Raw genomic sequence first — 26,495 nt, 5'->3', positions numbered from 1 at the left:
AACGCCCGGTTACATTCCGAACCCGGAAGCTAAGCCTCACAGCGCCGATGGTACTGCAGGGGGGACCCTGTGGGAGAGTAGGACGCCGCCGAACTCATTGTAGAGAAAACCCCTGTCCGGGTTACCGGACAGGGGTTTTCTGCGTTTCAGGGAAAACCATTGTCGGCTGCGGCGGGCGCGGGCCTAGGCTGCCGCGCATGGACTACGAGATCCGTGCCGTGCGACCCGAGGAATGGCCGGCGGTGAAGGAGCTGCGGCTCGCCGCGCTGTGCGATCCGGTGGCGCCGCTCGCCTTCCTGGAGACGTACGAGCAGGCGTTGGCGCGGCCCGACGCGTTCTGGCAGGACCGGGCCGCGGGTGCCTCACACGGGACGTCGGCACGGCAGTTCGTGGCGGTGCGGAGCGACGGCATCTGGGACGGGACGGTGGTCGCGCTCATCGAGGAAGCGGGGACCGAGGACTTCTTCGGGCGGGTCGTCGAGCAGCGACAGGCGCAATTGGTCGGGGTGTTCGTGCGATCTGGTGCGCGGGGGCGTGGAGTGACGGAAGCCCTGTTCTCGGCTGCAGTGGAGTGGGCGTTGGGGGTTGGCGGGGTGACGCGGGTGCGGTTGCACGTTCATGAGGAGAACGCGCGGGCCGTCGGGTTCTACCGGAGGTTCGGGTTCGTGCCGACCGGGGACGGCGTTCCGAGTCCGGGGGAGCCGGGGAAGGCGGAGCGCGAGATGGTGCTCAGGGAGTCGGGGCCGGCCGGGTGAAGGTCAGGGCTGGGGGAGGTTGGTGTGGGGCCAGCGGGTGCGGGCTTGTTCTTGGGAGCGGAGCAGGGCCAGGGTCTGGAGGCCCCGGTCCGCTCCGGTGGTCAGCAGCTCCGGCAGCTGGGGGAGCGGAGCCACCGCCGCGACGTCGTCCAGGACGAGCGTCATTGGTGGGTCGAGCCGACCGGCGGGTGACCTGTCGGCCATCCGGCGGCCGTGCTCGACCACGCCTGAGGCGAGGGCCGTCAGCAGGGGCATCGCGCCCGGGTTCGCCTTCGGGTCCTCGATGGGTTCACCGACCACATAAAGCGTGCCCCCTTCGTCCACGAAAGAATCCAGGGTGAGCGCGTCGGTTCGGTTGTAGGTGCAGGCGTCGCGGACGTGGATCGTGAACAGCGCGGACAGGGCACGGGCCGTCAGTTCCTGTGCCACGTCGCGGCGTTCGGGGTGCGAGGTGAGCGCCGCCTCCAGTTCGCCCGCGGCGCCTTCCGCCGCCTTTGGGCTCGTCCGCAGGATGCGTACGGCGTCCTGGACCTGGTTGCCCTGGGCCCAGCGGTGGACGTGGCGGAACGGTTTTCCGTCCACCGCCGCCGCGTGCAGATAGCTGCGCAGCAGCGTGTCGGCGGTCTCCGCCACCGCCGAGTCGAGTTTGGCCGTGGGGCGTATCGGGGCGAGGAGCGCTGCCGCGCGGGTGGTCGCCGTGGCACGGTCCGTGCAGCCCGCGGCCGGGTTCCAGCGCATCCGGGCCGGGGTGTCGCAGCGGTGCGTCGGGTCGTACAGGAGGACCGGGCCCAGCTTGGCCCGGGCGTCCTTCGTCTCCGCCCAGACCCTGGGGGCCGAGGTGATGACGAGGGCGGGGCCCTCCGCGTCCCGGATCGCCTCCACGGCCAGCGGGTGCCGGTCGTCCGGTCCGCCCAGCAGCAGCGGGCCCCGTGTGCTCCTCGGGGCCGGGACGGCGGGGACCGCGGTCGTATGCGGGGCAGTCGGTGCGGGCGGGGCCGGCGGGGTGCCGAGTACGGGTGTGGGGGTGGTCTGTGTGACCCCGGAGGCGGTGGGGGCCAGGTGGGCGGTGGCTGAGGGCAGAGGGGCGCCCGTGGGAAGTGGGGGTGATGTGGCGCCGGGAGCAGTTGGCTCAGCCGTGACAGCCGGAGCAGCCGAGACAGCCGGAGCAGCCGGTACAGCCGGTACAGCCGGAGCAGCCGGTACGGCCGGAGCAACCGGAACCGTCGGGACCGCTGACACAGCCGCAGTAGTTGCAGTAGCCGTATCTGCCGGAGCGGCCGGAGCGGCCGGAGCGGCCGGAGCGGCCGGAGCGGCCGGAGCCACTTGAGCAGCCTGAGCAGTCGGAGCCGCCTGAGTCGGCGTGACTGGCAGGAATTCCGTGGTTGCCGGAGTTGCCGGGCCCGTGTCGGGCACGGGCTCCATCGGGTGGAACTCGCGTGCCGTACCGCGGCGGGGGCCCTGCGCGTGCGTGTCCTCGTGGTACGGCCCAGTCGCCGGGGCGTGGCCCGGATGGGGGCGGGGGAGGGACGGCGTCGCGCGGCGGTCCGCGCGGACCGCTCTCCAGCGCGCCACCGTCCCCGCCGTGAAGACGGCCAGCACCACCAGGATCATCAGCTGCCCGATGAGCAGGCCCCAGAAGAGGCCGTAGCCGGAGAGCTGCGCCGCCGGGGTCTCGGGCCAGGCGCCCGGGACGTCGTGCGGGCGGGCGACCAACGAGCGGATGGCGAGAGGCGTATGACCGAACGTCACGCCCGTCGGCCACGCCCCGTGGGCGAACAGGCCCGCGAGGCCCGTCGCCGTCCACACCATGATCGTCATGCCCAGCAGGAACGCCAGGACGCCGATCAGCAGCCCGTCCGGCACACCCCGGCCGCGCTCGTCGCGGTACCGCCGCTCGTCCCGCATCGTCACGCCACCGTGGACTCGGACGTGTCGCTGAGCCGCTGCTCCACGAAGGCGGCGGCCCGCTCCTCCGCCTCCAGCTCGGCGGCGTGCAGCGCGTCGTCGTCGAACGAGGCGTCGGACGACTCGGTCATCGCGCGGTCGGTGAAGACCAGTGGCCGTTCCGTCTCGGTGATGAGGTGTTTGACCACTTGGACGTTGCCGTTGACGTCCCAGACCGCGATGCCGGGGGTGAGCGTCGGGATGATCTCCACCGCCCAGCGGGGCAGGCCCAGGACCCGGCCGGTCGCCCGGGCCTCGTCCGCCTTCTGCGCGTAGATCGTGCGGGTGGACGCCATCTTGAGGATCGCCGCCGCCTCCTTCGCGGCGGCGCCGTCCACCACGTCGCTCAGGTGGTGGACGACCGCCACGAAGGACAGGCCGAGGCGCCGACCGAACTTCAGCAGCCGCTGGAACAGCTGCGCCACGAACGGCGAGTTGATGATGTGCCACGCTTCCTCGACCAGGAAGATGCGCTTCTTGCGGTCGGGGCGGATCCAGGTGTGCTCCAGCCACACGCCGACGATCGCCATCAGGATCGGCATCGCGATCGAGTTCCGGTCGATGTGGGACAGGTCGAAGACGATGAGCGGGGCGTCCAGGTCGATGCCGACCGTGGTCGGGCCGTCGAACATGCCCCGCAGGTCACCGTCGACCAGCCGGTCCAGGACGAGCGCCACGTCCAGGCCCCAGGCGCGTACGTCCTCTATGGCGACGTTCATCGCCTCGGCGGACTCCGGCTCGGGGTGGCGCAACTGCTCGACGATGTCGGTCAGGACCGGCTGGCGCTCGACGATCGTCTCGTTGACGTAGGCGTGCGCGACCTTGAGCGCGAAACCGGACCGCTCGTCCAGGCCGTGGCCCATCGCGACCTCGATGATCGTGCGGAGCAGCGCGAGCTGGCCCGTCGTCGTGATCGCGGGGTCGAGCGGGTTGAGCCGGATGCCCATGTCCAGGGCGGCGGTCGGGTCGAGCCGGATGGGAGTTATCCCCAGCTCCTGCGCGATGAGGTTCCATTCGCCGACCCCGTCCTCGCCCTGCGCGTCCAGGACGACGACCTGCCGGTCACGGAAGCGCAGCTGGCGCAGGACGTACGTCTTCTCCAGCGCCGACTTGCCGTTCCCGGACTCGCCGAGGACCAGCCAGTGCGGGGCGGGCAGCTGCTGCCCGTAGAGCTGGAAGGGGTCGTAGATGTAGCCCTTGCCGGAGTACACCTCGCGTCCGATGATCACGCCCGAGTCGCCGAGGCCGGGCGCGGCGGTCGGCAGGTAGACGGCCTGCGCCTGCCCCGTCGACGTCCGCACCGGGAGCCGGGTCGTCTCCACCTTCCCGAACAGGAAGGAGGTGAAGGCATCCGTGAGGAGGGACAACGGATCCCGCATGAGCAGCGCCTACCTTCTGACCTTGCTTCTGGCCTTGTGGGACACGGGACTAGCGTCGGATGCCGGTGGCGAAGGGCAAGGTGTTCACGAACGCCCGGTGGTGCTCCCGGTCGCACCACTCCAGCTTCAGGTACGACTTGCCCGCCGAGGCCCGGATGGTGCGCTTGTCGCGGGCGAGCGAGTCGGGGTTGCGGGACGAGACGGTGATGTACCCGACCAGGTTTACCCCGGCCGCGCCGCTGGCCAGGTCCTCGCCGCGCTGGTCGAGGCGGCCGTGGGCGGCGATGTCGCGCGGGTCGACGGTCCGGTTCATCTTCGCGGCGCGGGACGCCTCCGCCTCGTCGTTCGTCTTCTCGGTCAGCATCCGCTCGATGGCCACCTCGGTCGGCTCCAGGTCCATCGTGACGGCCACTGTGCGGATGACGTCCGGGGTGTGGACGAGCAGCGGCGCGAGGAAGTTCACGCCGACCGGTGTCATCGGCCACTCCTTGACCCAGGCCGTGGCGTGGCACCAGGGCGCGCGGGTCGAGGACTCGCGCGTCTTGGCCTGCAGGTACGTCGGCTCCATCGCGTCGAGCTCGGCCGGCCAGGCGTTGCGCTTCGTCATCGCCTGGATGTGGTCGATGGGGTGGTCCGGGTCGTACATGGAGTGGATCAGCGAGGCGAGCCGGCCCTGGCCGAGCGGCTGGCGTACGCGGATGTCGGCCTCCTGGAGGCGCGAGCAGATGTCGGTCAGCTCGCGGGCCATGACGACGGCGAGCCCCGCGTCCCGGTCGACCTTCTTGCCGGCCTTGGGGCGGGTGGCGCGCGCCATCGCGTTGGCCTCGGCGGCCAGCTCGCGCGTGAAGTGCATGCAGGCCACGAGGTAGGCGCGGTGCTGCTCGCTGCTGGTCGACACCATGGACTGGAGCTGGTCGTACGACTCCTGGAGCCAGCCCAGCGACCGGTCGTCGCCGCGCAGGGCGACGTCCTTGGCGTGCGCGTCCGGGTCGGCGGGCAGGGTGCGGGCGAGCATCTGGAGGCGGGTGACGAACCCGTCGCCGTTCGCCACGTGCTTGAGCAGCGTGCCGAACCGGTCGACCAGCGCCTCCTGGTCCTCCGAGTCGCGCAGGCCGACGCCAGGACCCTCGATCTCGATGGCGGCGGTGACGGTGCGCCGGTCGGCGTGGAGCAGCACGGCGATCTCGTCGGGGCCGAAGGGGGCGGCGAGCCAGGTGAGCCGCCCGATCCCGGGCGGCGGCCCGACCTCGACCTCGCGCCCGTCGAGCCGGACCCCGGCCTCCATGGCGCGCGAGCGGTAGGCGGTGCCGCGCTTCAGGGAGCGCTTGTAGCTCCGGTTGATCTCGAACCACTTGTAGAAGGTGCGGTGCTTGTACGGGACGTAGACCGCGGCGAGCGCGAGGAGCGGGAAGCCCATCAGCAGCACGATCCGCAGGGACAGGACAGGGACGAGCAGCCCGCACATCATGCCGAGGAACGCCCCGCCGATGATCAGGACGAGCTCACCGGACTCACGGTTCCTGCCGACGATCGCGTTCGGCCGGGCGCGGCCGATCAGATATGTACGGCGGGGCGTGACCGGAGGGGACACATGGGACTGGGTCGTCAACGCCCTGCACCTCCTTGCGGTTTGCCGTTGCTGTTGATGCCTGGGTTGCCCCCGCCACCGCGGTTGCCCGCGTGCGGGGTGTTCGTGGGGCTGGTGCGGGGCGGAGGTGCGGCGGAGGGGACAGATCCGCCGCCGCTCCCCGCGGCCGGGCGTGTGCTGTGCGCGGCCATGCCGCCGGACACGGGTCCTGCGGGACGGGCCTGGCCGGCTCCGCCCCCGCCGCCGCCGCTGTCCGCGCGGGCGCTGTGGGTCTTGATGCCCTGTGAGACGAGGGCGGCGGGCGAGGTGAAGGCGGCGGCCGCCTTGCCCTCCGCGCCCTGCATGATGCGGTTCTTGCGCACGTTGGCCATCTCGTCGCCGAAGCCCGGGACGAAGCGGTAGATCATTCCGCTGGCGAAGATGGCGAGCAGCACGATGGCGAGGCCGGAGACGACGGCGGCCAGCGAGTCGGGGCCGTCGTCGCTGCCGGAGAGCGCGCCGGCGAGGCCCAGCACGATGACGATCACCGGTTTCACCAGGATGATCGCGACCATGATGCCGACCCAGCGGCGGACGTGGCCCCACAGGTTCTTGTCGACGAGCCCCGCGTAGACGACGACGCCGAGCAGCGCGCCCACGTACAGCAGGACGGCGCGCAGGTACAGCTCCAGGTAGAGCACGCCGGCCGCGAGGATGGAGACCAGCGACACGACGATCAGCATGATCGGGCCGCCGCCGATGTCGTCGCCCTTCTTGAGGGCCTCGGAGAACGTGCCGAAGAACGTGTCCGTCTGGTTGCCGGTCGCCTTCGCCAGGACGTCGGTGACGCCGTCCGTGGCGGAGACGACGGTGTACAGGATCAGGGGGGTGAAGGCGGAGGCCAGCACGGTCAGCCAGAGGAAGCCGACGGCTTCCGAGAGGGCGGTGGACAGCGGTACGCCGCGCACGGCGCGCTTGGCGACGGCCAGCAGCCACAGCAGGAGGGTCAGTACGGCGGAGGCGGCGAAGACGACCGCGTACTGCTGGAGGAACTTGGGGTTGGTGAAGTCGACCTCGGCGGTCTTGCGGACGGCTTCGCTGAGCTGGTCGACGGTCCAGGACGCGGCGTCGGCGCAGCCCTTGGCGAGGCTGGAGAGGGGGTCCAGGGGGTTGGTGGTGCCGGGGGGCATGTCGCCGCCGGAGGTCCCGTTCGAGTGGCGGCTGGCGCCGCCCCGCTGGCAGTACTGCTTCGCGGGTCCGACGATGAGGTCGCAGTTGTCGTCGGGGGCCGCCACGGCCCGGGCCGAGAGGAGGACGGCCGCGGTCTGCACGGTGAGTACCGTGCCGGTGAGCTTGAGGGCGAGACGGCTACCGGGCATAGGTGAACCCTCCGTACTCCTGGACGGCTTTGGCGATCTCGTCGGCCGAGGAGACCTTGTTGTCACCGTTCACGGGGGACGGGCCGTCCTTCTGGGAGAAGCTCTCGACCTTCCAGTCGCCGTCCACCCAGCGCATCTTGAGGGTCATGGTGAACCAGTCGTTCGTCACCGGCGTCTTCGAACCCGTCCCGGCCGTGCCGAAGGCACCGGTGCACCAGACCTCGGCGGTCGCCGTGCTGTCCGCGTAGGCGGTGGTCCTGGTGCCGACCGGCACGGTCCGGGAGACGTAGGTCTGCCCGGCTGCGGCGTCGCCGTGCTCGTCGAGGCCGACCTTGGCCAGGAAGTCCTTCGAGTACGCCTGGTCGAACTGTTCCTGAAGGCCGCTGACTTTGTCGGCGACGAACAGCTGCCGCAGGATGTCGGGCCGGCGGTCGGGCTTGAGGATGTCAGCGGAGACCAGCTGGACCGCGTAATTGGCGGCAGCCGACTGCGCTCCCTGTTCGTCGTGGGCGAAGCCCGAACTCACCGGCTTCGTGCCGGTCGGGGCCGTCGGGGAGGAGCGCGGGCCCGCGTCGGGCCGGTCACCCCCGCCGGAGGCGCTGTCGTCGCCGCGGTTGGCGAAGGCGATCGCAGCGATCAGCAGGACCACGACGCCGACCACCGTGACCAGGGACCGGGACGGGGACCGTCCCGGTCTGCGGGCGCCGCCGTACCCGTACCCGTCGCCGCCCTCACCCTCGGGGAGCCGCGTGCGGGTCTGGCCGGTGCCTCCGTAGCCGTCGTCGTGCCCGTTGTCGAGACTCATCGCGTGCACGTCCCCTCAACCTCGTGCTGAATCGCCGGATCCGCCGCATACGACGGTAGCCGTGCGCAATGCCGCGCGGGCGCGGAGTGGTGACTCGACATCAGGGAGACGCAACCTCAGCCGGTGGGCACGACGGGACAGGTGGTGTAGGGGACTGTTCGGAGTAACCGGAGGGGAACCGGAGGGGACCGCAAGGGAGCTGACGGGGTGTGGGCCGCGGGACGGCGGCGTGGGGCCCCGGGCGCGGGCTAGACGGCCATGCCGTACACGATCGTGAAGAGGGTGCCGAGGGAGCCGATGATGAAGACCCCGGTCAGGCCCGCGATGATCAGGCCCTTGCCCTGCTCGGCGCTGAAGGTGTCGCGCAGGGCCGTGGCCCCGATCCGTTGCTTGGCGGCGCCCCAGATCGCGATGCCGAGACAGAGCAGGATGGCGACCGCCATCACCACCTCGATCATCACGCGTGCCTCGTTGCCCAGGGTCCCGAACGGGCCCCAGTCGGGGGCGATCCCGCCGATGATGGTCGTGATGTCGCCTTTTTCGGCTGCCAGCAGCATGTGTAACTCACCGCCCCAAGTGGGTAGTTCTGTCGCCCCCGCCGCAGCGCAGAGGTCAGGCCCATTCTGGCCCAGATCGGCGCCGATGCCTGCACACTTGGCGCCATTCCTTGGCCGAGTTCCTACGCTCCGGAGGCGTCGGGGCCGCCTCGCGGGGCGGTTCCGTATGCGAAGGAACGTATGGTCACTCTGTGTATCACGCCTGGTCACGCCGGGCAATGAGGGTCTGTGGTGTCCGCCGTCGGCGTTCCGCCGGTGAACTGCCGGTCAGCGGGCCGGGGCGGCCCTAGACTGAAGGGTCGGTGGACTCCCGTGCGGCGAGAGGCGGTTGACGGTGCGTAAGGCGTGGATCGTCGCGGGGTCGGCCGTCGCCGGGGGCACGGGCTTCGTGACCCTGCTCGTCCTCGGCACGTACATGGCGGCCGGGAGCCTGACGAACGGGGTGGGGCAGGGCGCCGTCGGGCTCGCCAAGGGCGCCGTGCCCGTCGCCTACCAGCCGCTGGTGCAGAAGTGGGGCAATCTCTGCCCGGCCATCAATCCGGCGCTGCTCGCCGCGCAGCTCTACCAGGAGAGCGGGTTCAACCCGAAGGCCACGTCGCCGGCGAAGGCGTACGGGATCGCGCAGTTCATCAGCGGGACCTGGGCGGCGCACGGCGTGGACGGGGACGGGGACGGGGACCGCGACATCTGGGACCCGAACGACGCGATCCCCTCGGCCGCCTCGTACGACTGCAAGCTCGCCTCGTACGTGAAGGACGCGCCCGGCGACGCGACGAAGAACATGCTGGCCGCGTACAACGCGGGGGCGTACGCCGTCATCAAGTACCACGGCGTGCCGCCGTACCGCGAGACGCAGAACTACGTGAAGACCATCACGACCCTGGAGAAGAGCTTCGCGCGGCCCGTCGGGCGGGTGCAGCCCTCGCAGCAGGCCGCGGCGGCCATCTACTACGCGCAGAAGAAGCTGGGCACCCCGTACCTGTGGGGCGGGAACGGGACCGCGGACCAAGGCGGCCGCTTCGACTGCTCCGGGCTGACCAAGGCCGCGTACGAGACGGTGGGGGTGCAGCTGCCGCGCGTCGCCAACGACCAGTACAACGCTGGGCCGCATCCCAAGCGGGACGAGCTGCTCCCGGGTGACCTGGTGTTCTTCTCGGACGATCTGAGCAACAGCCGGGCCATCCGGCACGTGGGGATCTACGTCGGCGGCGGCTACATGATCGACGCGCCGCGGCCCGGCGCGGTCATCCGCTTCGACCCGGTGGACACGCCGGACTACTTCGGGGCGACCCGGGTCACCGAGGACGGCGCCGAGGCGCTGCCCAGCAAGTCGCCCGAAGTGTGACGTGGCTGGAACTCTCCGTTAACGCCTGGCCCTGAGCTGCGGGTTTCCATCTCTCTTCGGTAACGTCTGCGTGATCGTTCGGTGGAGTGTGGAACGTAGGGAGTGGGAGCATGCGTTCCTTTTCCTGGAGCGGTAAAAGACCACGGGGGTGGCTGAAGACGAAGGGGCCGTTGAACCATGGCTGGACTCGAGGCACTCGAGAGTTCCGGGTCGAACCCCGACGTCTCCCTGCTCTACGACATCAACGGGCTGACGGACGCCACTCCGGGCTGGCTCGACCGGGCCCTGGAGTTCGTCGGTGAGTACGGGATCCTGCTGGGCCTCGTGCTCGTGGTGGTGTGGTCCTGGTGGGGAGCGCGGAAGCGGGGCGCCCTGGACGACGCCGCCTCGTCCGTCGCCGCCGTGGTGTGGGCGCCGCTCGCCGCCGCGGTCGCGGTCCTGGTGAACGTGCCGATCAGGTCGTTCGTGGAGCGGCCGCGGCCGTTCAAGGACCATGACGGGCTGACCGTCCTGGTGGACGGCAAGAACGACTTCTCCTTCGTCAGCGACCACGCCACGCTGGCGATGGCCATGGGCGCGGCGCTCTTCGTCGCCAACCGCAGGCTCGGTCTCGCCGGGCTCGCCCTCGCCGTGGTCGAGGGGTTCTGCCGGGTCTTCATGGGCGTGCACTACCCGACCGACGTCATCGGCGGGTTCGCGCTGGGCACGGCCGTGGCGCTGCTGCTCTCGCCGCTCGCGTCGGCGCTGCTCACGCCGGTGGCCAGGGCAGTCGGCCGGTCCCGGGTGGGGTGGCTGGTCTGGGCGCCTAGGACTGTGGTGCCGGCTCCGGGCGCGGTGGAGCTTCCTGAGGCCCGGGGGTCGGCCGGCTCCGCCGAGGAGCGGGACCTGGCGGCGTAGCGCTGCCGGCGCCGCCGCGGAGCAGCGAGAGACCGCCGGCGCCCGCCGCCACGGCGACCGAGGCGGAGAGCACCGCGAGGGGGCCCGCCGCGGGGTGGGCCGAGCCGTCGTCGAGGACGGCGGCCGTGGTGGCGCCCAGGGCCAGGGCGGCGGCGGTGGCGGCCGAGGCCGCGGCTATGCGCGAAGTGTTCATGACCTCAGCGCACCCCCGCGCGGTGGAGCGGGCCACCTGGGGGCGTGTCGTGTGCTCCATTCGGGGCGGCGCGGCCCGCAGGGGGCTTACAGCGCTTGCGGGAAGCTGAAGAGGCCAAAGGGGTCGTACTGGCGCTTCACCTTCGTCAGGCGGCCGGCCGCGGCGCCGTAGTAGGCCTGCTTCCAGTCCGGCAGGGTCGCGTCGGTGTAGTTCTGGTACGCGGCCCCCGAGGCGTGGGGGCGCATCGCCGCGTGGGCCTTTTTCAGCCAGTCGCGGGCCGTCGTCCCGGCGGTGCCCGCCTGCCAGGACACGATGTACTGCGCGAGCATCCGCGAGCGGCGGTGGACGAACGCCGTGGCGGTCGGGTCGACCCGGTTGACCGCGCCGCCGAGCGCGGTGAGCGCGACGGAGCCGGCGCCCGCCGCCACCGTCTCCAGCTGCCGCAGCAGGGTCCGCACCCCGGTGTCCGAGAGCGAGCGGTCGAAGAAGTCCGAGTGCGCCGCGTACGTCTCGCGCCGCAGGGCGCCCCGGGGGGAGCGGCCGGGGGTGGCGCCGGGCAGGTGGCACTGGGCGTCGGCGGAGAACGCGGAGCAGCCCGCGTAGACCTCCATCGACTCCTCGTACGAGCGGCGCTTGAGCGAGACCGAGGTGGCCGGGCCGGGGCCGCCGGGGCCGTCGGCGAGGCGGTCGACCGCGTCCTGCAGCTCGGTGTAGGTGCCGAGCGAGAAGACCGAGACGGAGACGGTGGGCCGGCCGCCCGCGGCGTTGGCGAGGTGCAGCGAGGACCAGATCTCGTCGGGCTGGCCGGGGCCCCACTTCTGCCAGGCCCTGAGCACCGTCGCCGCCTTCGACCAGGGCCACGTCAGGTACGCGGAGACGCCCTGCGGCGCGGGGTGGGTCTTGAAGCGCAGCTCGGTCACCACGCCGAACTGTCCGTTCCCCGCGCCCCGCAGGGCCCAGAACAGCTCCTTGTTCGTCGTGGCGTCGGCGGTCAGCTCCCTGCCGTCGGCGGTGATCAGCGTCGCCCCCGTGAGGCTGTCGCAGGTCAGGCCGTAGGCGCGGGAGACCACGCCGTGGCCGCCGCCGAGGGTGAGGCCGGATATGCCGACGGTGGGGCAGGAGCCCGCGGGGATCGTGACGCCCTTGGCGGCCAGCGCGCGGTAGACGTCGATGAGTTTGGCGCCCGCGCCGACCACGGCCTCGCCGCCGGAGGCGCGGACCGTCTTCATGCGGGACACGTCGAGGATCAGGCGTCCGTCGCCGGAGGACCAGCCCGCGTACGAGTGGCCGCCGTTGCGGACGGCGACCGGGACCTTGCGGGCGTGGGCGAAGGCGAGGGCCGTGCGCAGGTCGTCGGGGCCCGCGACGTAGGCGACCGCGCTCGGTTTCAGGCTGTCGTAGCGGGTGTTGTAGAGCTGGTGGGCCGCGGGCCACGCGGACTGGCCGGGGCGGACCAGGGAGCCGTCCAGGTCCTGGGCGAGGGCGGTGAGGTTCGCCGCGGCGCGGACCGTCGAGGTGGCGCTCGCGCTCGTGGAGCGGACCGGGGCGGAGGAGGCGGGCGGGGCCGGGGATGCGGCCTTCTCGCCCGTGGTGCAGGCGGAGAGAGTGCCGGCGGTGAGTGCGGCCGCCGATGCCGATATGAACGTGCGCCGCTGCATGTCTCGTCTCCCCTGGATCGCCGGATGTCTCCCGGGTCGCGTCGCTGCCTACGGAGACTCGCTCCCCGCACAGACGAGACGTGATCCGGGAGCGGCGGGTTCCCGGGGCCGGGTGTTGTGACCCGCCGGGCCGTCGACGCGGCCGATCGGTGGGTGGCCGCCGAGCGCGGTGTGGCGGTTCTCGGTCCACATGAACCCCGCAACGAGCCTGGCCGACGGTCACAGTAGACGCCGCTGCCGTACTACGGAGTGGGCTGAACGCTGTCGTCAACGATGTCGTCGCTCGGTGAGGCCACGTCCGGCGGGCCCTGGCGCTCGTTGGTGACGGCCTGACTCCAGTGCTCATCCACGGACTCCTGCTCCGTGGCGGAGGCGCCGGTGTGCTTCGCAGTGGCCTGGAGCCCTGCCTCCGGCCGGACACCGGTCGCGCCGCCGTACGGCTCGTACCGCTGACTCTCGGCGTCGTAGTGGCCCGCGAACACGTACCGCTTGTCCGGCACCATCAACACCCCGCCCTCACCGGGCCACGTCGTCCCGTCGGCGCGCTTGTATGCCACGGTGTTGACGACGACCGTTCCCGAGGCCGCGCCCTTGAACGCCTTCTGGACGGACACCTCCCACTGCTGTTCCAGCTCGCCGGACTGATCGCCCGTGTTCTCGCCGACCTTCTTCACGACCTGGCCGTAGAAGATGTCGCTGGAGGCGTAAGAGACGTATTCATCCTTGGACATGTCCGTGGCCATCAGGTTCTCCTGCTCCGACGTGCTGTCGGAGTCATCGCGCACCGTCTGGAACACGGTGAAAGTCGCTGCCCCGACGACAGCTATGGCGGAGACCGAAAGAGCGACGACGCGTACCGTCTTTTTCACACTGATCATCCCCAGAGCTTGTGGTAATCGCCGCGGTCACGTGAGGTCGGCTTGATGGATGGGATGTCGCCGGCGCTTTTCACCATGATCGACGACCCATAGGCGGCGCTCTTGTGGCACAAGCCGAGTGCGTGGCCCAGCTCATGAGCGGCCGCGGCTCGCCTATAGAACGGTGTGTCCCACGTGCCGGGCCGTCCCTGGTGGAGGTAGTAGTCGTTCATCTCGATGGTGTCAGTCGCACCGCTACCACCATGGCGAGTCCACGTGGCCAGCGCACCATCCTTCTTGTTCTTTTCCTTCCAGTCCAGGTCATTGCTCGTATTCCAGGCATCACCCTTGAGCTTGATCTGGCTGAGACCGCTACTTGTCCAACCCGCATGGGCGTGGCTCTGGGCGTCGTCGTACTTGGTCGAATTGGTGAACCGGATCTCCCGCCCGTCGACAGACGATCTGCCGGTGTCGTCGCGGAGTCCGTCCAGGCAGGACGAGCCCGTCTTCATGGGTTGCACGATGCCGTCGTCCGTGGCCGCGTTGGCCTGCGCAGGAGCCAATGCGGCAGCGGCAGCCAGGGCGGTGACGAAGGCGAGCTGGGGTATCCAGCCGGTACGTCTGTGCTTGATGGTGTCGATCATGCAACGCATCGTCAGCGAATCCGACCCGCGGAGGAAAACACTCCTCCGGGACGCATTGGCCTGAATTGTTTGGCGGAACAGCTTGTTTCGGCATTCGCCTACGACGACGCGGGCCCATACGTGGTCGTCTGCAGTGCGCGGACGATGTGGCGTCCACCGGGATAGCCCGGCGCGAGGCCGCCGCACATCCCGGCGCGGGGCGGACGGGAACGGTACGACAGGCCCTAGGCGGCGCGGGCGTGCTCGTCGGCGTCCGAGCGGGCCTTGCTGCGGGCCCGCCGCGCCGGGCCGCGCCAGCCGCACGTGCACCGGGCCAGGCAGAACCGGCCCGCTTCCATGACCGTCGTCGCGTGCTCATGCTGCTGTGCCACCGGGCCACGGTAACGGGTGGAGGTGAACCCCCCGTTCGCGTGACGGTCGACCCTACTTGTCGTTAACCGGGCAGAGCGGGGCCGCATACGCACGGACGGGCTTGGGGGTAGACAAGCGATGGTGGTGCACCACAGGCGCCCGGCAGGACGAGCGGCGGGACGGGCGGCGGTAGCCGTGGCCGTGGCGGGCATCGTGGCCTGTTGCGCCGGCTGCGGCGGCGGGGCCGAGGCGGGCGGCCGGGACGCCGACGCGGCCCGCGTCGTGCGCGAGGCCGCCGACCGGCTGGTCCGCGAGGGCAGTTCACAGGCGAGCACGTCGATGGAGATGGCCAGCGGCGGCACCCGGGTCACCATCCGGGGCACCGGCGTCTACGACTACCGCAAGGGCGTCGGACGCCTGAAGGTGCGGCTGCCGCAGGACGCGGCCGGCGCGCAGGAGCACCGCCCCATCACCGAACTCCTCGCCCCCGGCGCCCTCTTCATGAAGAACCGGGGCGCGGGCGTGCCCGCCGACAAGTGGGTGCGGGTGGAGACCGCCTCGCTCACGGACGGCAACCTCGTCACCGGCGGCGCCACCGACCCGCTCGCCGCGGCCGAGCTGCTGCGCGGGGCCCGCGGGGTGTCGTACGCGGGCGAGAGCGACCTCGCCGGGGTGCGGACCCGGCACTTCACCGGGACGGTCGACGTCGCCGCCGCGGCGAAGGCGGCCTCCGCGGGGAACCGGAAGGCGCTCACCGCGGCGGCGAAAGGGTTCGCCAGCGCGCCGGTGCCGTTCGACGTGTACCTCGACGACGAGGGGCTGATCCGCAAGATCCGCCACCGGTTCAGCTTCGCCAACGCGCAGGAGAAGAAGGACATCGCGGTGGCGTCGACCACACTGCTGTACGGGTTCGGGGAGCCGGCCGGGGTCCGGCTGCCGCGCGAGAAGGACATCTTCGCGGGCGAGGTCGCCGAGGAGGGACTGCCGCAGGGGTCCTGACGGAGCCGGAAATGGTTCTTCCGTGCCATGCGCGGTCCGTAGGGCGCTCCCTACCCTGGGAAGTCGACCGACGATGGCTGGAAGAGGTGATGAGCGTGGCGCCCGTAGGTACGGCGGTCCAGGACCACGTCGCCCTCGCCGAGATCGAGTTGTGCGGTGAATTGATCATCGCGGCGTCCGCCGTCCCCGAGGGACGGCTCAGCGCGGACCGGATCGACGAGGTACTGCGCGTCGCCGAGACGCTCCCCGGCGGCTCGAACGGCGAGGACCGGAGCTAGGGCCTGGCGGAAGGACCCCGGGCCCGGCCCCCGCCCGAGGAGCCTTCAGGTGCGCAGCAGCCGTGCGATCGCCTTCGTGGCCTCTTCGACCTTCGCGTCGATCTCGTCGCCGCCCTTGAGCGCGGCATCGGCCACGCAGTGCCGCAGGTGCTCCTCCAGGAGCTGGAGCGCGAAGGACTGCAGGGCCTTCGTGGAGGCCGACACCTGCGTCAGTATGTCGATGCAGTAGACGTCCTCCTCGACCATCCGCTGCAGACCGCGGATCTGGCCCTCGATCCGGCGCAGCCGCTTGAGGTGCTCGTCCTTCTGGTGGTGGTAGCCGTGGATGCCGCGGTCGTGGTCGGTCACGATCCCGGGGTCCTCGGGCAGGGGCGTCGGTGCGGCGCCGGCGGCCGCCGGCGTCCGGCTCGCGTCCGTGGTCATCGTCTCCGACCTCCCGTAGAGGATCCCGTGGTGTCCTTGCCCCGGTTCTGTATACCCCCGGTGGGTATAGAATACCGGACTTCGCGGGGGTCCGGCCGGTTCGCGGGACCCCGTGCTGATCACTGTGCCTGATGGGCGACACTGGGGGAACGCCGGTTAGCCGTGGCCGGATGATGCGCCTAGCATCAGCCTGACCCATATCCAGAGCACCCCGAGGACCCCACGTGCGTTTTCGTCTGACCCCCAGGGAGACGAGCTTCTACGACATGTTCGCCGCGTCCGCGGACAACATCGTCACGGGCTCGAAGCTCCTGATGGAACTGCTCGGGGCGGATTCCTCCGCCCGGGCCGAGATCGCGGAGCGGATGCGGGCAGCCGAACACGCCGGTGACGACGCCACCCACGCGATCTTCCACCAGCTGAACTCCTCGTTCATCACGCCGTTCGACCGCGAGGACATCTACAACCTCGCCTCGTCCCTCGACGACATCATGGACTTCATGGAGGAGGCCGTCGACCTGGTCGTCCTCTACCAGGTCGAGGAGCTCCCGAAGGGCGTGGAGCAGCAGATCGAGGTGCTCGCGCGGGCCGCCGAGCTGACCGCCGAGGCCATGCCGAACCTGCGCACGATGGCCAACCTCACCGAGTACTGGATCGAGGTCAACCGGCTGGAGAACCAGGCCGACCAGATCCACCGCAAGCTGCTCGCCCAGCTCTTCAACGGCAAGTACGACGCCATGGAAGTCCTGAAGCTGAAGCAGATCGTCGATGTGCTGGAAGAGGCGGCCGACGCCTTCGAGCACGTGGCCAACACGGTGGAGACCATCGCCGTGAAGGAGTCCTGAGGCCGGCTCATGGACACCTTCACCCTGATCGTGACGATCGGCGTCGCGCTCGGATTCACGTACACCAACGGCTTCCACGACTCCGCGAACGCCATCGCCACCTCCGTCTCCACCCGCGCGCTGACGCCGCGCGCGGCGCTCGCCATGGCCGCGGTGATGAACCTCGCCGGCGCCTTCCTCGGCAGCGGCGTCGCCAAGACGGTCAGTGAGGGCATCATCGCGACGCCCGAGGGACAGAAGGGGATGGGCATCCTCTTCGCGGCGCTGGCCGGCGCGATCGTGTGGAACCTCATCACCTGGTACTTCGGGCTGCCCTCGTCCTCCTCGCACGCCCTGTTCGGCGGCATGGTCGGCGCGGCGCTCGCCGGGGGCACGACCGTGTACTGGTCCGGCGTGCTCGACAAGATCGTCATCCCGATGTTCACGTCGCCGGTGATCGGTCTCGTCGTCGGCTACCTGGTGATGACGCTCATCATGTGGCTGTTCCGGCGCTCCAACCCGCACAAGGCCAAGCGCGGCTTCCGGATCGCGCAGACCGTCTCGGCGGCCGGCATGGCGCTCGGCCACGGCCTCCAGGACGCGCAGAAGACCATGGGCATCGTGGTCATGGCCCTCGTCATCGGCGGCCACGAGAGCTACCAGGACCCGATCCCGGTCTGGGTCAAGATCGTCTGCGCCGTGATGCTGTCGCTGGGCACGTACGCGGGCGGCTGGCGCATCATGCGGACCCTGGGCCGCAAGATCATCGAGCTGGACCCGCCGCAGGGGTTCGCCGCGGAGACGACCGGCGCCTCGATCATGTTCGGCTCGGCGTTCCTGTTCCACGCGCCGATCTCGACGACGCACGTCATCACCTCCGCGATCATGGGTGTCGGCGCGACCAAGCGGGTCAACGCCGTCCGCTGGGGGGTCGCCAAGAACATCGTGGTCGGATGGTTCATCACGATGCCGGCCGCGGCGCTCGTCGCTGCCGCTAGTTACGGGATTGTGTGGCTGGCGTTCGGATAGGTGCCGCCAGGGGCGCGGGGAACTGCGCGCTCGGCCAGTCAAAGCCGCGGACGCGTCTGCTCGTGACATGAGCAGACGCGTCCGCGGCTTTCGTCGTGGCTGGTCGCGCAGTTCCCCGCGCCCCTGAGCGGCGTCCAGTCATCCCGGCGCTTCAAAGATGAGAGCCCGCCCCCCTACCGGGGGCGGGCTCTCGGGCCTCGTGGCGGCACCGCCATGCAGCGCCACGAGGAGTCCGGGCCGGGGGCGGTCAGCCCCTAGCCGAAGCGGCCGGAGATGTAGTCCTCCGTGGCCTGGACCGACGGGTTGGAGAAGATGCGCTCCGTCTCGTCGATCTCGATGAGCTTGCCGGGCTGGCCGACCGCCGCGAGGTTGAAGAAGGCGGTGCGGTCCGAGACGCGGGCCGCCTGCTGCATGTTGTGCGTCACGATGACGATCGTGAAGCGCTCCTTCAGCTCGCCGATCAGGTCCTCGATGGCGAGGGTCGAGATCGGGTCGAGGGCCGAGCAGGGCTCGTCCATCAGCAGCACGTCCGGCTCGACCGCGATGGCGCGGGCGATGCACAGCCGCTGCTGCTGACCGCCGGAGAGGCCCGAGCCCGGCTTGTTCAGGCGGTCCTTGACCTCGTTCCAGAGGTTGGCGCCCTTGAGCGACTTCTCCACGACGTCGCTCAGCTCGGACTTCTTGTACTGGCCGTTGAGCTTCAGGCCCGCCGCCACGTTGTCGAAGATCGACATCGTGGGGAAGGGGTTGGGGCGCTGGAAGACCATGCCGACCGTGCGCCGCACGGCGACCGGGTCGATGTGGCTGCCGTACAGGTCCTCGTCGTCCAGGAGCACCTTGCCCTCGACGCGGCCGCCGGGGGTCACCTCGTGCATGCGGTTGAGCGTGCGCAGGAAGGTCGACTTGCCGCAGCCGGAGGGGCCGATGAAGGCCGTCACCGAACGGGGCTCGACGGTCATCGAGATGTCGTCGATCGCCTTGTGGGAGCCGTAGTACGCGGTGAGACCGCTGACGTCGATTCGCTTGGCCATAACTAGTTCACTTCCGGATTCGAGTCGCTGATAGCCGCGTCAGCGGCTCGTCTTCGGGGCCTTCCAGCGGGCTACGCCGCGGGCCACGAGGTTGAGGATCATGATGAAGGCGATGAGGACCAGGGCCGCGGCCCAGGCACGGTCGTACGCCGCCTCGCTGCCGCCGCTGCTCGCGTACTGCTGGTAGATGTACAGCGGCAGCGAGGCCTGCGGGCCGTCGAACGGGTTGGTGTTGATCAGCGGGTTGCCGAAGACCAGCAGCAGCACCGGGGCCGTCTCGCCCGCGATACGGGCGACCGCCAGCATCACGCCGGTCATGATGCCGCCGATCGACGTCGGCAGCACGACCTTGAGGATGGTGCGCCACTTCGGGACGCCGAGCGCGAGGGAGGCCTCGCGCAGCTCGTTCGGAACGAGCTTGAGCATCTCCTCCGTGGAGCGGACCACGACCGGGATCATCAGGATGGACAGGGCCATCGAGCCGGCGAAGCCGGAGAAGCCGAAGCCGAGGATCAGGATCCAGAAGCTGAGGATGAACAGGCCCGCGACGATCGACGGGATGCCCGTCATGACGTCGACGAAGAAGGTGACGGCCTTGGCCAGCTTGCCGCGGCCGTACTCCACCAGGTAGATCGCGGTCAGCAGACCGATCGGGACCGAGATCAGGGTGGCGAGGCCGACCTGCTCCAGGGTGCCGAGGATCGCGTGGTAGATGCCGCCGCCCGGCTGGTAGGCGGTGACGAAGCCCATCGAGTGCGACAGGAAGTACGGGTCGAGGACCTTGACGCCGCGCCTGACCGTCTCGTAGACGAGCGAGGCCAGCGGCAGCACGGCCAGGATGAAGGCGACCCAGACGATGCTGGTCGCGGTCCGGTCCTTGGCCTGGCGCCGGCCCTCGACCTTGGTGGCGAGGGCGTAGGTGACCAGGACGAAGAGCAGGGCCGCGATCAGGCCCCACTGGATGCGGCTGCTCAGCCCGGCGCCGAGGCCGATCGCGCAGCCGGCGGTTATCGAACCGAGCGCGATGGCCCAGGGGGACCAGCTCGGCAGGCGGGCGGCGCTCAGCGAGGAGGGACGCTTGGCGGGTGCGGTCGCGTGGCTCATGCGTTGGCCCCCGAGTACTCCTTGCGGCGGGCGATGATCATGCGGGCCGCGCCGTTGACCAGCAACGTGATGACGAACAGGACGAGGCCGGAGGCGATGAGGGCGTCGCGGCCCTGGTCGTTGGCCTCGGAGAACTTCGCGGCGATGTTCTGCGCGAAGGTGCCGCCGCCCGGGTCGAGCAGGCTGGCGTGGATCAGGAAGTCGGGGGAGAGGACCGTCGCGACGGCCATCGTCTCGCCGAGCGCGCGGCCGAGGCCGAGCATCGAAGCGGAGATCACACCGGAGCGGCCGAAGGGGATCACCGACATGCGGATGACCTCCCAGCGGGTGGCGCCGAGGGCGAGGGCCGCCTCCTGGTGCATCAGGGGGGCCTGCCGGAAGACCTCGCGGGAGACGTTGGTGATGATCGGCAGGATCATGATCGCCAGCAGGATGCCGACGGTCAGCAGGGTGCGCGGGGCGCCGCCCTGCCAGGAGAAGATCCCGGTCCAGCCGAAGTAGTCGTCGAGCCAGCTGAACACGCCGGTCATGTGCGGCACCAGGAAGAGGGCGCCCCACAGGCCGTACACGATGGACGGCACGGCGGCCAGCAGGTCGATGACGTAGGCGATGGTGCCGCTCAGCTTCTTCGGCGCGTAGTGCGTGATGAAGAGCGCGATGCCGACGGCGACCGGGACCGCGATCAGCATGGCGATGATCGACGTGACGATCGTGCCGAAGGCGAGGACGGCGATGCCGAAGACGGGCGGGTCCGCGGTCGCGTTCCACTCGAAGGTGGTGAGGAAGTTGCCCTCGTTCTTCGAGAGGACCAGCGAGGCGCGGTAGGTCAGGAAGACCGCGATCGCGGCCATGATCACCAGGAGCAGGATGCCCGAGCCGCGCGAGAGACCGAGGAAGATCCGGTCACCGGGGCGGGTGGCGCCGCGCGCGGCGGCCTTCTGCTGGGCTGGGGTGGGGCGGTCGGCGGGCGCGTGTGGCGCGGGTGGTTGCGTGGTGAGGTCCATGGAGTTCTCCGGTCTGCGAAGTCCCTTGCCGCTCACTGCGGTCGCGTACGGGACTTCTGGCGGCGGTGCACCGGACGGTGCGGGCCAGCCGGTCCTGGAGCGGTCCGGGTGGCCCGCACGCGGGTCAGCTGATGCTGGCGACGGTCTCGCGGACCTTGGCGTTGATCTCCGTGGGGATCGGGGCGTAGCCCAGGTCGGCGAGGGCGGCCTGGCCCTCTTCGGAGGCCGTGTAGGTCAGGAAGGACTTGGTGGCGGCCAGGGTGTCCGCCTTGTTGCCCTTGTCGCAGACGATCTCGTACGTGACCAGGGTGATCGGGTAGGCGCCGTCGGCCTTGGTCGCGTAGTTCAGCTCCAGGGCGAGGTCCTTGCCGCTGCCGATGACCTTGGCGTCGGCGATCGCCTTGGAGGCGTTCTCGGTGGTGGCCTTCACCGGGGCGGAGGCGCCCGTGTCGATGTCGACCGTCTTCACGCCGTCCTTGGCGTAGGACAGTTCGAAGTAGGAGATGGCGCCGTCGGTCTGCTTGACCTGCTGGGCCAGACCGGAGGAGCCCTGCGCCGACTGGCCGCCCTTGGCCTGCCAGGCCTTGCCGCCCTCGTACTTCCAGTCGCTCGCGGCGGCGGCCTTCAGGTACTTGGTGAAGTTGTCCGTGGTGCCGGACTCGTCCGAGCGGTGGTACGCCTGGATCTTGGTGGACGGCAGCTTCGCGTCGGGGTTGAGCTTGGCGATCGCCGGGTCGTTCCACTTGGTGATCTTCGAGTCGAAGATCTTGGCGAGGGTCGGCGCGTCCAGGACGAGGTTGTCGACGCCCGAGACGTTGTACGCGACGGCGATCGGGCCGCCGACCATCGGCAGGTCGATGCCCTGGCCGCCGGAGCAGACCTTCTTCGAGGCGGTGACCTCTTCGGGCTTGAGCGCCGAGTCGGAGCCGGCGAAGGCGACCTGGCCCTGGTTGAACGCCGTGACACCGGCGCCCGATCCGTCGGGCTTGTAGTTGATCTGCACGCCGGAGCAGGCCTGCGCGTAGGCCTGGCGCCAGGCGTCGATCGCGTTGGCCTGGGCCGAGGAGCCGATGCCCAGGAGCTGGCCCTTGGCGTCGTCGCACTTGATGTTGCCGGCCTTGGCCGAGGAGCTGGCGCCGCCACCACCGGTGCTGTTGGTGTCGTCCGAGCCGCACGCCGTGAGGGCCAGGGCGCCGGAGACGGCGAGAGCGCCGAGGGAGAGGGCGCGGAGCCGGTTCTTGCGCTGAAGCTTCACCTTCGGATGTTCCTTCCAGGAGCCGCCGGCCTCTGAATCGTCTGTGGCGGCGTGCGAAGTCTGCGGATGTCTCAGTGAACGGTCGGACGGTCCCGTGTCGCGGGGACCCGCCGTCTACGGCTGAAATTAGGCAGATCAGGTGAAGTGGCCGATGGCCGTGAGTGAACGGAGGGTGAACCTAAGCGGGCGGTGTGGTTAGGTCACGGAGCGATTACGTCAGGTTGGTGTGAAGGGCGGCCAAAAGGGCGTCGACGAGCGAGCGGTCGCGGGGCTGGGTCAGCCGGTCGCGAGCCGCCGCCGGCGGCAGCCACAGGACCCGGTCGACCTCGTCGTTCGGCGTGAACGTGCCCGACGTCGCCTCCGCCGCCCAGTACGCGACCGTCTTGGGGCGGTCGTGCACGACGTAACGGGAGGTGGGCAGGGTGGCTCCCGGGACGCACTCCTGGCCGGTTTCCTCCCGCACCTCGCGCAGCGCGGCCGCCAGCTCGGTCTCTCCGCGCTTCAGCTTTCCTTTGGGATGCGACCAGTCGTCGTACTTGGGCCGGTGGACCAGGCAGATCTCCAGGCCGTCGGTGGTCGTGGAGCGGCGCCACAGGACGCAGCCTGCTGCCTGGATGGGGGGTGGGGCTTCGGGGGGCACGGTCATGGGGTGCCCACCGTTTCGCGGTGCCATGCCTGGCGGAACGCGGTCCGGGCCGCCTCCACCTGGTGGCGCTGGTCGGCGTGGAGCACGCCGAGGGCGTACGCCGTGGCCGGGGCGATGCGCGGGGTGCGGGCCGCCTGGGCGGCCGCGGCGGCGGCCTCGGCGGCGTCGCGGTGCGCGTTCAGGGCGTGTGCCGCCTCGCTCTCCTTCATGCGTGCGCCGGTGGCGGGCTCCTCGGCCATGACCTCCTGGGCGTAGCGGTGCAGGCGCAGCAGGAGGCGTACGTGGTGCCAGGGGGCGTCGGCGTCCGGGTTGTAGGGGTGGCCGTGGTGGCGCAGGGCGGCGATCGCCTCGGTGAGCCGGATCTCGGCGGCGGTGGCGGGCTTCGTCAGCTCCGGGCCCGCGCCGTGCAGCGGCACCTCGCTGGCGAGCACGGCGACGCTGTCCGCGACCGCGTGGAAGCGCGACGAGCCGAGGGCGCTCAGGGCGGTGCTGTGGGCCCGCGTCTTGGCGAGGGTCAGCTGCCGTTCGAGCAGGGCGGAGGCCTTGGCGGCGCCGAGCGTGAGCGTCTCGCGCGCGGGGGGTCCCGCCTGCTCGTCCCGGGGGGCGGGCGGCCGGGTGCCGTTCCCCGCGGAGCGGTGGTGCACGGCCGTGAGCCGGTGCAGCGCCTCGTTCAGCCGGTGCAGCCGGTCGGCGTACGCGTGCTCCAGGGCCAGCGTGCCGGAGAGCCAGGCCAGTTCGGGGCGGAGCCCGTCGGACCAGTCGGCGTCCAGGAGCGGGCGGAACGTGTGCAGCGTGCCGCTGATGCGGCGGGCGGCGCGGCGCAGGGCGCGGGCGGCGCCGGCCGTCTCCTCGGCCGCGCCGCTCTCCGCGTGCTGGCGCAGCGCGCGCAGGAACTCGGTCGCCTGGGCCCGCAGGTAGCACGCGAGGACGGAGTCCGCGGTGTGGGCCGGGCCGGAATCAAGGTGTTGCGGTGCCACGCCGGCGCCTCCGGGCGTCTATGAGCATCTCCTGTACGTTGCGCAAGGGGCGGCCGTCCGCGTCGAACGCGTGGCGGGTCCACTCGCCGTCCGGGCCCAGGTGCCAGGACGCGGTGGTGTCGGACATCCCCGTCTCGAGCAGCCGGCTGAGGGCCGCGCGGTGGGCCGGGTCCTCGACGCGGACCAGGGCCTCTATGCGGCGGTCGAGGTTGCGGTGCATCATGTCGGCGCTGCCGATCCACACCTCGGGCTCGCCGCCGTTGCCGAAGGCGAAGACCCGGGAGTGCTCCAGGAAGCGGCCGAGGACCGAGCGGACCCGGATGTTCTCGGACAGGCCCGCGACGCCGGGCCGGACCGCGCAGATGCCGCGCACCCACACGTCGACGGGGACGCCGGCCTGCGACGCCCGGTACAGGGCGTCGATGACGGCTTCGTCGACCATCGAGTTGACCTTGATGCGGACGTGGGCCGGGCGGCCCGCGCGGTGGTGCTGGGCCTCCTTCTCTATCCGCGTGACCAGGCCCGTACGCAGGGACTTGGGGGCGACGAGGAGGCGGCGGTAGGTCTCGCGGCGGGAGTAGCCGGAGAGCCGGTTGAAGAGGTCGGAGAGGTCGGCTCCCACCTCCTGGTTGGCGGTGAGCAGCCCCAGGTCCTCGTAGAGACGGGCGGTCTTGGGGTGGTAGTTGCCGGTGCCGACGTGCGAGTAGCGGACGAGCTGGTCGCCTTCCTGGCGCACGACGAGCGACAGCTTGCAGTGCGTCTTCAGGCCGACGAGGCCGTAGACGACGTGGCAGCCGGCCTCCTCCAGCTTGCGGGCCCACTTGATGTTGGCCTGCTCGTCGAAGCGGGCCTTGATCTCGACCAGGACGAGGACCTGCTTGCCGGACTCTGCCGCGTCTATGAGGGCGTCCACGATCGGGGAGTCACCGGAGGTGCGGTACAGCGTCTGCTTGATGGCGAGCACGTCCGGGTCGTTGGCCGCCTGCTCCAGGAAGGCTTGCACGGAGGTGGAGAAGCTGTCGTAGGGGTGGTGCAGCAGGACGTCGTGGCTGCGTACGGCGGCGAAGACGTCGGGGGCCGAGGACGACTCGACCTCGGCGAGGTCGCGGTGGGTGCCGGCGACGAACTTGGGGTACTTCAGCTCGGGCCGGTCCAGGCCCGCCAGGGCGAACAGGCCGGTGAGGTCGAGGGGGCCGGGCAGCGGGTACACCTCGGCCTCGCTGATCTTCAACTCCCGTACGAGCAGGCTCAGTACCTCGGAGTCGATGGTCTCCTCCACCTCCAGGCGCACCGGCGGGCCGAAGCGGCGCCGCATCAGCTCCTTCTCCAGGGCCTGGAGCAGGTTCTCGGTGTCGTCCTCCTCCACCTCCAGGTCCTCGTTGCGGGTGAGGCGGAACATGTGGTGTTCCTCGACCGTCATGCCGGGGAACAGCTCGCCGAGGTGGCGGGGGGCGGAGATGACGTCCTCGATGGGGACGTAGCGCTGCGGGGAGGCCTCCAGGAAACGGGAGAGCAGCGGGGGGACCTTGACGCGGGCGAAGTGGCGGTGGCCGGAGACCGGGTTGCTGACGACGACCGCGAGGTTGAGCGAGAGCCCCGAGATGTAGGGGAAGGGGTGGGCGGGGTCGACGGCGAGCGGGGTGAGGACCGGGAAGATCTGCTGCATGAACAGCGTGTAGAGCCGGGCCTGTTCCTTCTCGGTCAGCTCGGGCCAGCGCACGACGTGGATGCCCTCGTCGGCCAGGGCCGGGGAGACGTCGTCCTGGTAGCAGGCGGCGTGGCGGGCCATGAGTTCGCGGGACCGGTTCCAGATCAGCTCCAGGACCTCGCGGGGCTGCAGGCCCGAGGCGGAGCGGGTGGCGACGCCGGTCGCGATCCGGCGCTTGAGTCCTGCCACCCGGACCATGAAGAACTCGTCGAGGTTCGAGGCGAAGATCGCCAGGAAGTTCGCGCGCTCCAGGAGCGGGGTGTCCGGGTCCTCGGCCAGCTCCAGGACCCGCTCGTTGAACGCCAGCCAGCTGCGCTCGCGGTCCAGGAACCGGCCCTGCGGCAGCTCGGCGCCCGCCTGCGCCGCGTACTCGTCCTCGTAGTCGTCGGGATCCGCGTCGATGTCGGCGACGATCCCGGCGAGCTTGGCCGCGGACCGCTCGAAGTCCTTGCCCGCGACGGGCTGGGGGCGGTGTGCGGCCAGGGAGCCCACGGACGGCTGGGGCTGTGTGTGGGCCTGGGCCTGGGCCTGGGCAGGGGCGTGGGCCTTGGCCCGCTGTGCCGTCGGCGCGGGTACGGACGGGTCCTGTGCGGCGTTCGGCTGACTCATGGCCCCATTCTTCCGCCTGCGGGGCGTCTTGGGCGCGCTGGGCAGGTCGGAGAGCGCGGGGGCGAGGTGGAGCCGGCGGTCTTCTTTTGCGGCGGGGTCTTGGGGGGTGGCGGCTTGGGGGCCGGGGTTCTGCGTGGCGGGGTCTTGTGGGGCGGCCTCTTGTGGGGCGGGGTACTGGGGGGCCGGCTCCCGGTGGGTGGCTGCCCGCTGGGTGGACTCCCGCTGGGTGGTGGCCCGCCGGGCTGTCTCCTGCCGGGCGGTCTCCTGCGGGGCCTTC

At 70.7% G+C, this 26,495-nt stretch carries 25 protein-coding genes and 1 rRNA gene; 8 read left to right on the top strand and 18 right to left on the bottom strand.

Annotation, left to right across the window (positions count from 1 at the left end; genetic code table 11):
• Both rrf and ACIBW6_RS07575 read left to right on the top strand, forming a co-directional pair.
• Window positions 1-94: ribosomal RNA gene (gene rrf, locus ACIBW6_RS07580) — 5S ribosomal RNA — on the top strand; the annotation flags it as partial.
• A 103-nt stretch (window positions 95-197) separates the two neighbouring features.
• Window positions 198-755 (top strand): GNAT family N-acetyltransferase, encoded by a 558-nt coding sequence (locus ACIBW6_RS07575; RefSeq protein WP_399057638.1) that lies wholly within the window; start codon window positions 198-200, stop codon window positions 753-755.
• A gap of 3 nt (window positions 756-758) precedes the next feature.
• Here the strand turns inward: ACIBW6_RS07575 and ACIBW6_RS07570 are convergent, their stop codons facing one another.
• From ACIBW6_RS07570 to ACIBW6_RS07545, 6 genes are all read right to left on the bottom strand, one after another.
• Window positions 759-2,366 (bottom strand): type IV secretory system conjugative DNA transfer family protein, encoded by a 1,608-nt coding sequence (locus ACIBW6_RS07570; protein ID WP_399057741.1) that lies wholly within the window; start codon window positions 2,364-2,366, stop codon window positions 759-761.
• A gap of 296 nt (window positions 2,367-2,662) precedes the next feature.
• Window positions 2,663-4,078, bottom strand: a complete 1,416-nt coding sequence (locus tag ACIBW6_RS07565; RefSeq protein ID WP_399057635.1) for an ATP-binding protein — start codon at window positions 4,076-4,078, stop codon at window positions 2,663-2,665.
• A gap of 49 nt (window positions 4,079-4,127) precedes the next feature.
• On the bottom strand, window positions 4,128-5,687 hold the full coding sequence (locus ACIBW6_RS07560) for an SCO6880 family protein (protein ID WP_399057633.1): 1,560 nt from the start codon (window positions 5,685-5,687) through the stop codon (window positions 4,128-4,130).
• Window positions 5,684-7,024, bottom strand: coding sequence for a hypothetical protein (locus ACIBW6_RS07555; protein WP_399057631.1), 1,341 nt, complete (start codon window positions 7,022-7,024; stop codon window positions 5,684-5,686). Before ACIBW6_RS07555 ends, ACIBW6_RS07560 begins: the two co-directional genes overlap by 4 nt.
• Window positions 7,014-7,829: a hypothetical protein gene (locus ACIBW6_RS07550; RefSeq protein ID WP_399057629.1), complete on the bottom strand. Its 816-nt coding sequence runs from the start codon at window positions 7,827-7,829 to the stop codon at window positions 7,014-7,016. The genes ACIBW6_RS07555 and ACIBW6_RS07550 overlap by 11 nt, the downstream gene beginning before the upstream one ends.
• A 248-nt stretch (window positions 7,830-8,077) precedes the next feature.
• Window positions 8,078-8,386: a hypothetical protein gene (locus ACIBW6_RS07545; RefSeq protein WP_188337772.1), complete on the bottom strand. Its 309-nt coding sequence runs from the start codon at window positions 8,384-8,386 to the stop codon at window positions 8,078-8,080.
• Between the two features lie 334 nt (window positions 8,387-8,720).
• Between ACIBW6_RS07545 and ACIBW6_RS07540 the strand changes: the two genes are divergently transcribed.
• Together ACIBW6_RS07540 and ACIBW6_RS07535 are read left to right on the top strand one after the other, a co-directional pair.
• Window positions 8,721-9,731: an NlpC/P60 family protein gene (locus ACIBW6_RS07540; protein WP_399057627.1), complete on the top strand. Its 1,011-nt coding sequence runs from the start codon at window positions 8,721-8,723 to the stop codon at window positions 9,729-9,731.
• A 177-nt stretch (window positions 9,732-9,908) separates the two neighbouring features.
• Entirely contained in the window at window positions 9,909-10,628 is a 720-nt protein-coding gene (locus tag ACIBW6_RS07535) for a phosphatase PAP2 family protein (RefSeq protein WP_399057625.1), read from the top strand.
• A gap of 279 nt (window positions 10,629-10,907) precedes the next feature.
• Here ACIBW6_RS07535 and ACIBW6_RS07530 read toward each other — a convergent pair whose 3' ends face one another.
• The 4 genes from ACIBW6_RS07530 to ACIBW6_RS07515 all read right to left on the bottom strand — a co-directional run bounded on the left by ACIBW6_RS07530 (window position 10,908) and on the right by ACIBW6_RS07515 (window position 14,351).
• Window positions 10,908-12,479, bottom strand: coding sequence for an FAD-binding oxidoreductase (locus ACIBW6_RS07530; RefSeq protein ID WP_399057623.1), 1,572 nt, complete (start codon window positions 12,477-12,479; stop codon window positions 10,908-10,910).
• 242 nt (window positions 12,480-12,721) lie between these two features.
• Window positions 12,722-13,357, bottom strand: a complete 636-nt coding sequence (locus ACIBW6_RS07525; RefSeq protein ID WP_399057621.1) for a hypothetical protein — start codon at window positions 13,355-13,357, stop codon at window positions 12,722-12,724.
• The gene (locus tag ACIBW6_RS07520; protein ID WP_399057619.1) at window positions 13,354-13,980 is read right to left on the bottom strand and encodes a hypothetical protein; all 627 of its coding nucleotides are present in this window, start codon (window positions 13,978-13,980) and stop codon (window positions 13,354-13,356) included. Before ACIBW6_RS07520 ends, ACIBW6_RS07525 begins: the two co-directional genes overlap by 4 nt.
• A 224-nt stretch (window positions 13,981-14,204) precedes the next feature.
• Window positions 14,205-14,351 carry a hypothetical protein gene (locus ACIBW6_RS07515; protein WP_399057744.1) on the bottom strand — a complete coding sequence of 49 codons (147 nt, stop codon included), beginning with the start codon at window positions 14,349-14,351 and terminating at the stop codon, window positions 14,205-14,207.
• Window positions 14,352-14,469: 118 nt separating this feature from the next.
• On the opposite strand from ACIBW6_RS07515, the gene ACIBW6_RS07510 reads away from it, so the two are divergent.
• Window positions 14,470-15,330, top strand: a complete 861-nt coding sequence (locus ACIBW6_RS07510; protein WP_399057617.1) for a hypothetical protein — start codon at window positions 14,470-14,472, stop codon at window positions 15,328-15,330.
• 89 nt (window positions 15,331-15,419) lie between these two features.
• Window positions 15,420-15,608, top strand: coding sequence for a hypothetical protein (locus tag ACIBW6_RS07505; protein ID WP_399057615.1), 189 nt, complete (start codon window positions 15,420-15,422; stop codon window positions 15,606-15,608).
• A gap of 45 nt (window positions 15,609-15,653) precedes the next feature.
• On the opposite strand, the gene ACIBW6_RS07500 is transcribed toward ACIBW6_RS07505, so the two are convergent.
• The gene (locus ACIBW6_RS07500; protein ID WP_399057614.1) at window positions 15,654-16,031 is read right to left on the bottom strand and encodes a metal-sensitive transcriptional regulator; all 378 of its coding nucleotides are present in this window, start codon (window positions 16,029-16,031) and stop codon (window positions 15,654-15,656) included.
• Window positions 16,032-16,255: 224 nt separating this feature from the next.
• On the opposite strand from ACIBW6_RS07500, the gene ACIBW6_RS07495 reads away from it, so the two are divergent.
• On the top strand, window positions 16,256-16,876 hold the full coding sequence (locus ACIBW6_RS07495) for a DUF47 domain-containing protein (RefSeq protein ID WP_268772062.1): 621 nt from the start codon (window positions 16,256-16,258) through the stop codon (window positions 16,874-16,876).
• A gap of 9 nt (window positions 16,877-16,885) precedes the next feature.
• The gene (locus ACIBW6_RS07490) at window positions 16,886-17,884 is read left to right on the top strand and encodes an anion permease (RefSeq protein ID WP_399057613.1); all 999 of its coding nucleotides are present in this window, start codon (window positions 16,886-16,888) and stop codon (window positions 17,882-17,884) included.
• Between the two features lie 254 nt (window positions 17,885-18,138).
• Here ACIBW6_RS07490 and pstB read toward each other — a convergent pair whose 3' ends face one another.
• The 7 genes from pstB to ACIBW6_RS07455 form a co-directional block, all read right to left on the bottom strand.
• Window positions 18,139-18,915: a phosphate ABC transporter ATP-binding protein PstB gene (pstB, locus tag ACIBW6_RS07485; protein ID WP_399057612.1), complete on the bottom strand. Its 777-nt coding sequence runs from the start codon at window positions 18,913-18,915 to the stop codon at window positions 18,139-18,141.
• A 39-nt stretch (window positions 18,916-18,954) separates the two neighbouring features.
• Entirely contained in the window at window positions 18,955-20,019 is a 1,065-nt protein-coding gene (gene pstA, locus ACIBW6_RS07480; RefSeq protein ID WP_399057610.1) for a phosphate ABC transporter permease PstA, read from the bottom strand.
• On the bottom strand, window positions 20,016-21,023 hold the full coding sequence (gene pstC / locus ACIBW6_RS07475) for a phosphate ABC transporter permease subunit PstC (RefSeq protein WP_399057608.1): 1,008 nt from the start codon (window positions 21,021-21,023) through the stop codon (window positions 20,016-20,018). The genes pstA and pstC overlap by 4 nt, the downstream gene beginning before the upstream one ends.
• Before the next feature lie 124 nt (window positions 21,024-21,147).
• The gene (pstS, locus tag ACIBW6_RS07470) at window positions 21,148-22,278 is read right to left on the bottom strand and encodes a phosphate ABC transporter substrate-binding protein PstS (RefSeq protein WP_399057606.1); all 1,131 of its coding nucleotides are present in this window, start codon (window positions 22,276-22,278) and stop codon (window positions 21,148-21,150) included.
• Between the two features lie 211 nt (window positions 22,279-22,489).
• On the bottom strand, window positions 22,490-22,924 hold the full coding sequence (locus ACIBW6_RS07465; protein WP_399057604.1) for an NUDIX hydrolase: 435 nt from the start codon (window positions 22,922-22,924) through the stop codon (window positions 22,490-22,492).
• Entirely contained in the window at window positions 22,921-23,901 is a 981-nt protein-coding gene (locus ACIBW6_RS07460; protein WP_399057602.1) for a CHAD domain-containing protein, read from the bottom strand. The genes ACIBW6_RS07465 and ACIBW6_RS07460 overlap by 4 nt, the downstream gene beginning before the upstream one ends.
• A complete protein-coding gene (locus ACIBW6_RS07455) occupies window positions 23,882-26,218 on the bottom strand; it encodes an RNA degradosome polyphosphate kinase (protein WP_399057600.1) in 2,337 nt (778 codons plus the stop codon). The genes ACIBW6_RS07460 and ACIBW6_RS07455 overlap by 20 nt, the downstream gene beginning before the upstream one ends.
• Window positions 26,219-26,495: the final 277 nt, after the last annotated feature.

The organism is Streptomyces sp. NPDC049813 (assembly GCF_044465085.1).
Lineage (GTDB): Bacteria > Actinomycetota > Actinomycetes > Streptomycetales > Streptomycetaceae > Streptomyces.
The sequence above is the reverse complement of the archived record's forward strand: the minus strand, read 5'-3'. Positions and strand labels throughout refer to the sequence as shown.

Excerpts from the sequence above, each read along its gene's own strand:
- ACIBW6_RS07505 (WP_399057615.1), top strand. The coding sequence starts at position 15,420 with ATGAGCGTGGCGCCCGTAGGTACGGCGGTCCAGGACCACGTCGCCCTC.
- ACIBW6_RS07520 (WP_399057619.1), bottom strand. The coding sequence starts at position 13,980 with ATGATCGACACCATCAAGCACAGACGTACCGGCTGGATACCCCAGCTC.
- ACIBW6_RS07550 (WP_399057629.1), bottom strand. The coding sequence starts at position 7,829 with ATGAGTCTCGACAACGGGCACGACGACGGCTACGGAGGCACCGGCCAG.
- ACIBW6_RS07465 (WP_399057604.1), bottom strand. The coding sequence starts at position 22,924 with ATGACCGTGCCCCCCGAAGCCCCACCCCCCATCCAGGCAGCAGGCTGC.
- ACIBW6_RS07570 (WP_399057741.1), bottom strand. The coding sequence starts at position 2,366 with ATGATCCTGGTGGTGCTGGCCGTCTTCACGGCGGGGACGGTGGCGCGC.
- pstB (WP_399057612.1), bottom strand. The coding sequence starts at position 18,915 with ATGGCCAAGCGAATCGACGTCAGCGGTCTCACCGCGTACTACGGCTCC.
- ACIBW6_RS07535 (WP_399057625.1), top strand. The coding sequence starts at position 9,909 with ATGGCTGGACTCGAGGCACTCGAGAGTTCCGGGTCGAACCCCGACGTC.
- pstA (WP_399057610.1), bottom strand. The coding sequence starts at position 20,019 with ATGAGCCACGCGACCGCACCCGCCAAGCGTCCCTCCTCGCTGAGCGCC.
- ACIBW6_RS07565 (WP_399057635.1), bottom strand. The coding sequence starts at position 4,078 with ATGCGGGATCCGTTGTCCCTCCTCACGGATGCCTTCACCTCCTTCCTG.
- ACIBW6_RS07510 (WP_399057617.1), top strand. The coding sequence starts at position 14,470 with ATGGTGGTGCACCACAGGCGCCCGGCAGGACGAGCGGCGGGACGGGCG.
- ACIBW6_RS07500 (WP_399057614.1), bottom strand. The coding sequence starts at position 16,031 with ATGACCACGGACGCGAGCCGGACGCCGGCGGCCGCCGGCGCCGCACCG.
- ACIBW6_RS07455 (WP_399057600.1), bottom strand. The coding sequence starts at position 26,218 with ATGAGTCAGCCGAACGCCGCACAGGACCCGTCCGTACCCGCGCCGACG.
- ACIBW6_RS07545 (WP_188337772.1), bottom strand. The coding sequence starts at position 8,386 with ATGCTGCTGGCAGCCGAAAAAGGCGACATCACGACCATCATCGGCGGG.
- pstC (WP_399057608.1), bottom strand. The coding sequence starts at position 21,023 with ATGGACCTCACCACGCAACCACCCGCGCCACACGCGCCCGCCGACCGC.
- ACIBW6_RS07575 (WP_399057638.1), top strand. The coding sequence starts at position 198 with ATGGACTACGAGATCCGTGCCGTGCGACCCGAGGAATGGCCGGCGGTG.
- ACIBW6_RS07525 (WP_399057621.1), bottom strand. The coding sequence starts at position 13,357 with ATGATCAGTGTGAAAAAGACGGTACGCGTCGTCGCTCTTTCGGTCTCC.
- ACIBW6_RS07530 (WP_399057623.1), bottom strand. The coding sequence starts at position 12,479 with ATGCAGCGGCGCACGTTCATATCGGCATCGGCGGCCGCACTCACCGCC.
- ACIBW6_RS07555 (WP_399057631.1), bottom strand. The coding sequence starts at position 7,024 with ATGCCCGGTAGCCGTCTCGCCCTCAAGCTCACCGGCACGGTACTCACC.
- ACIBW6_RS07490 (WP_399057613.1), top strand. The coding sequence starts at position 16,886 with ATGGACACCTTCACCCTGATCGTGACGATCGGCGTCGCGCTCGGATTC.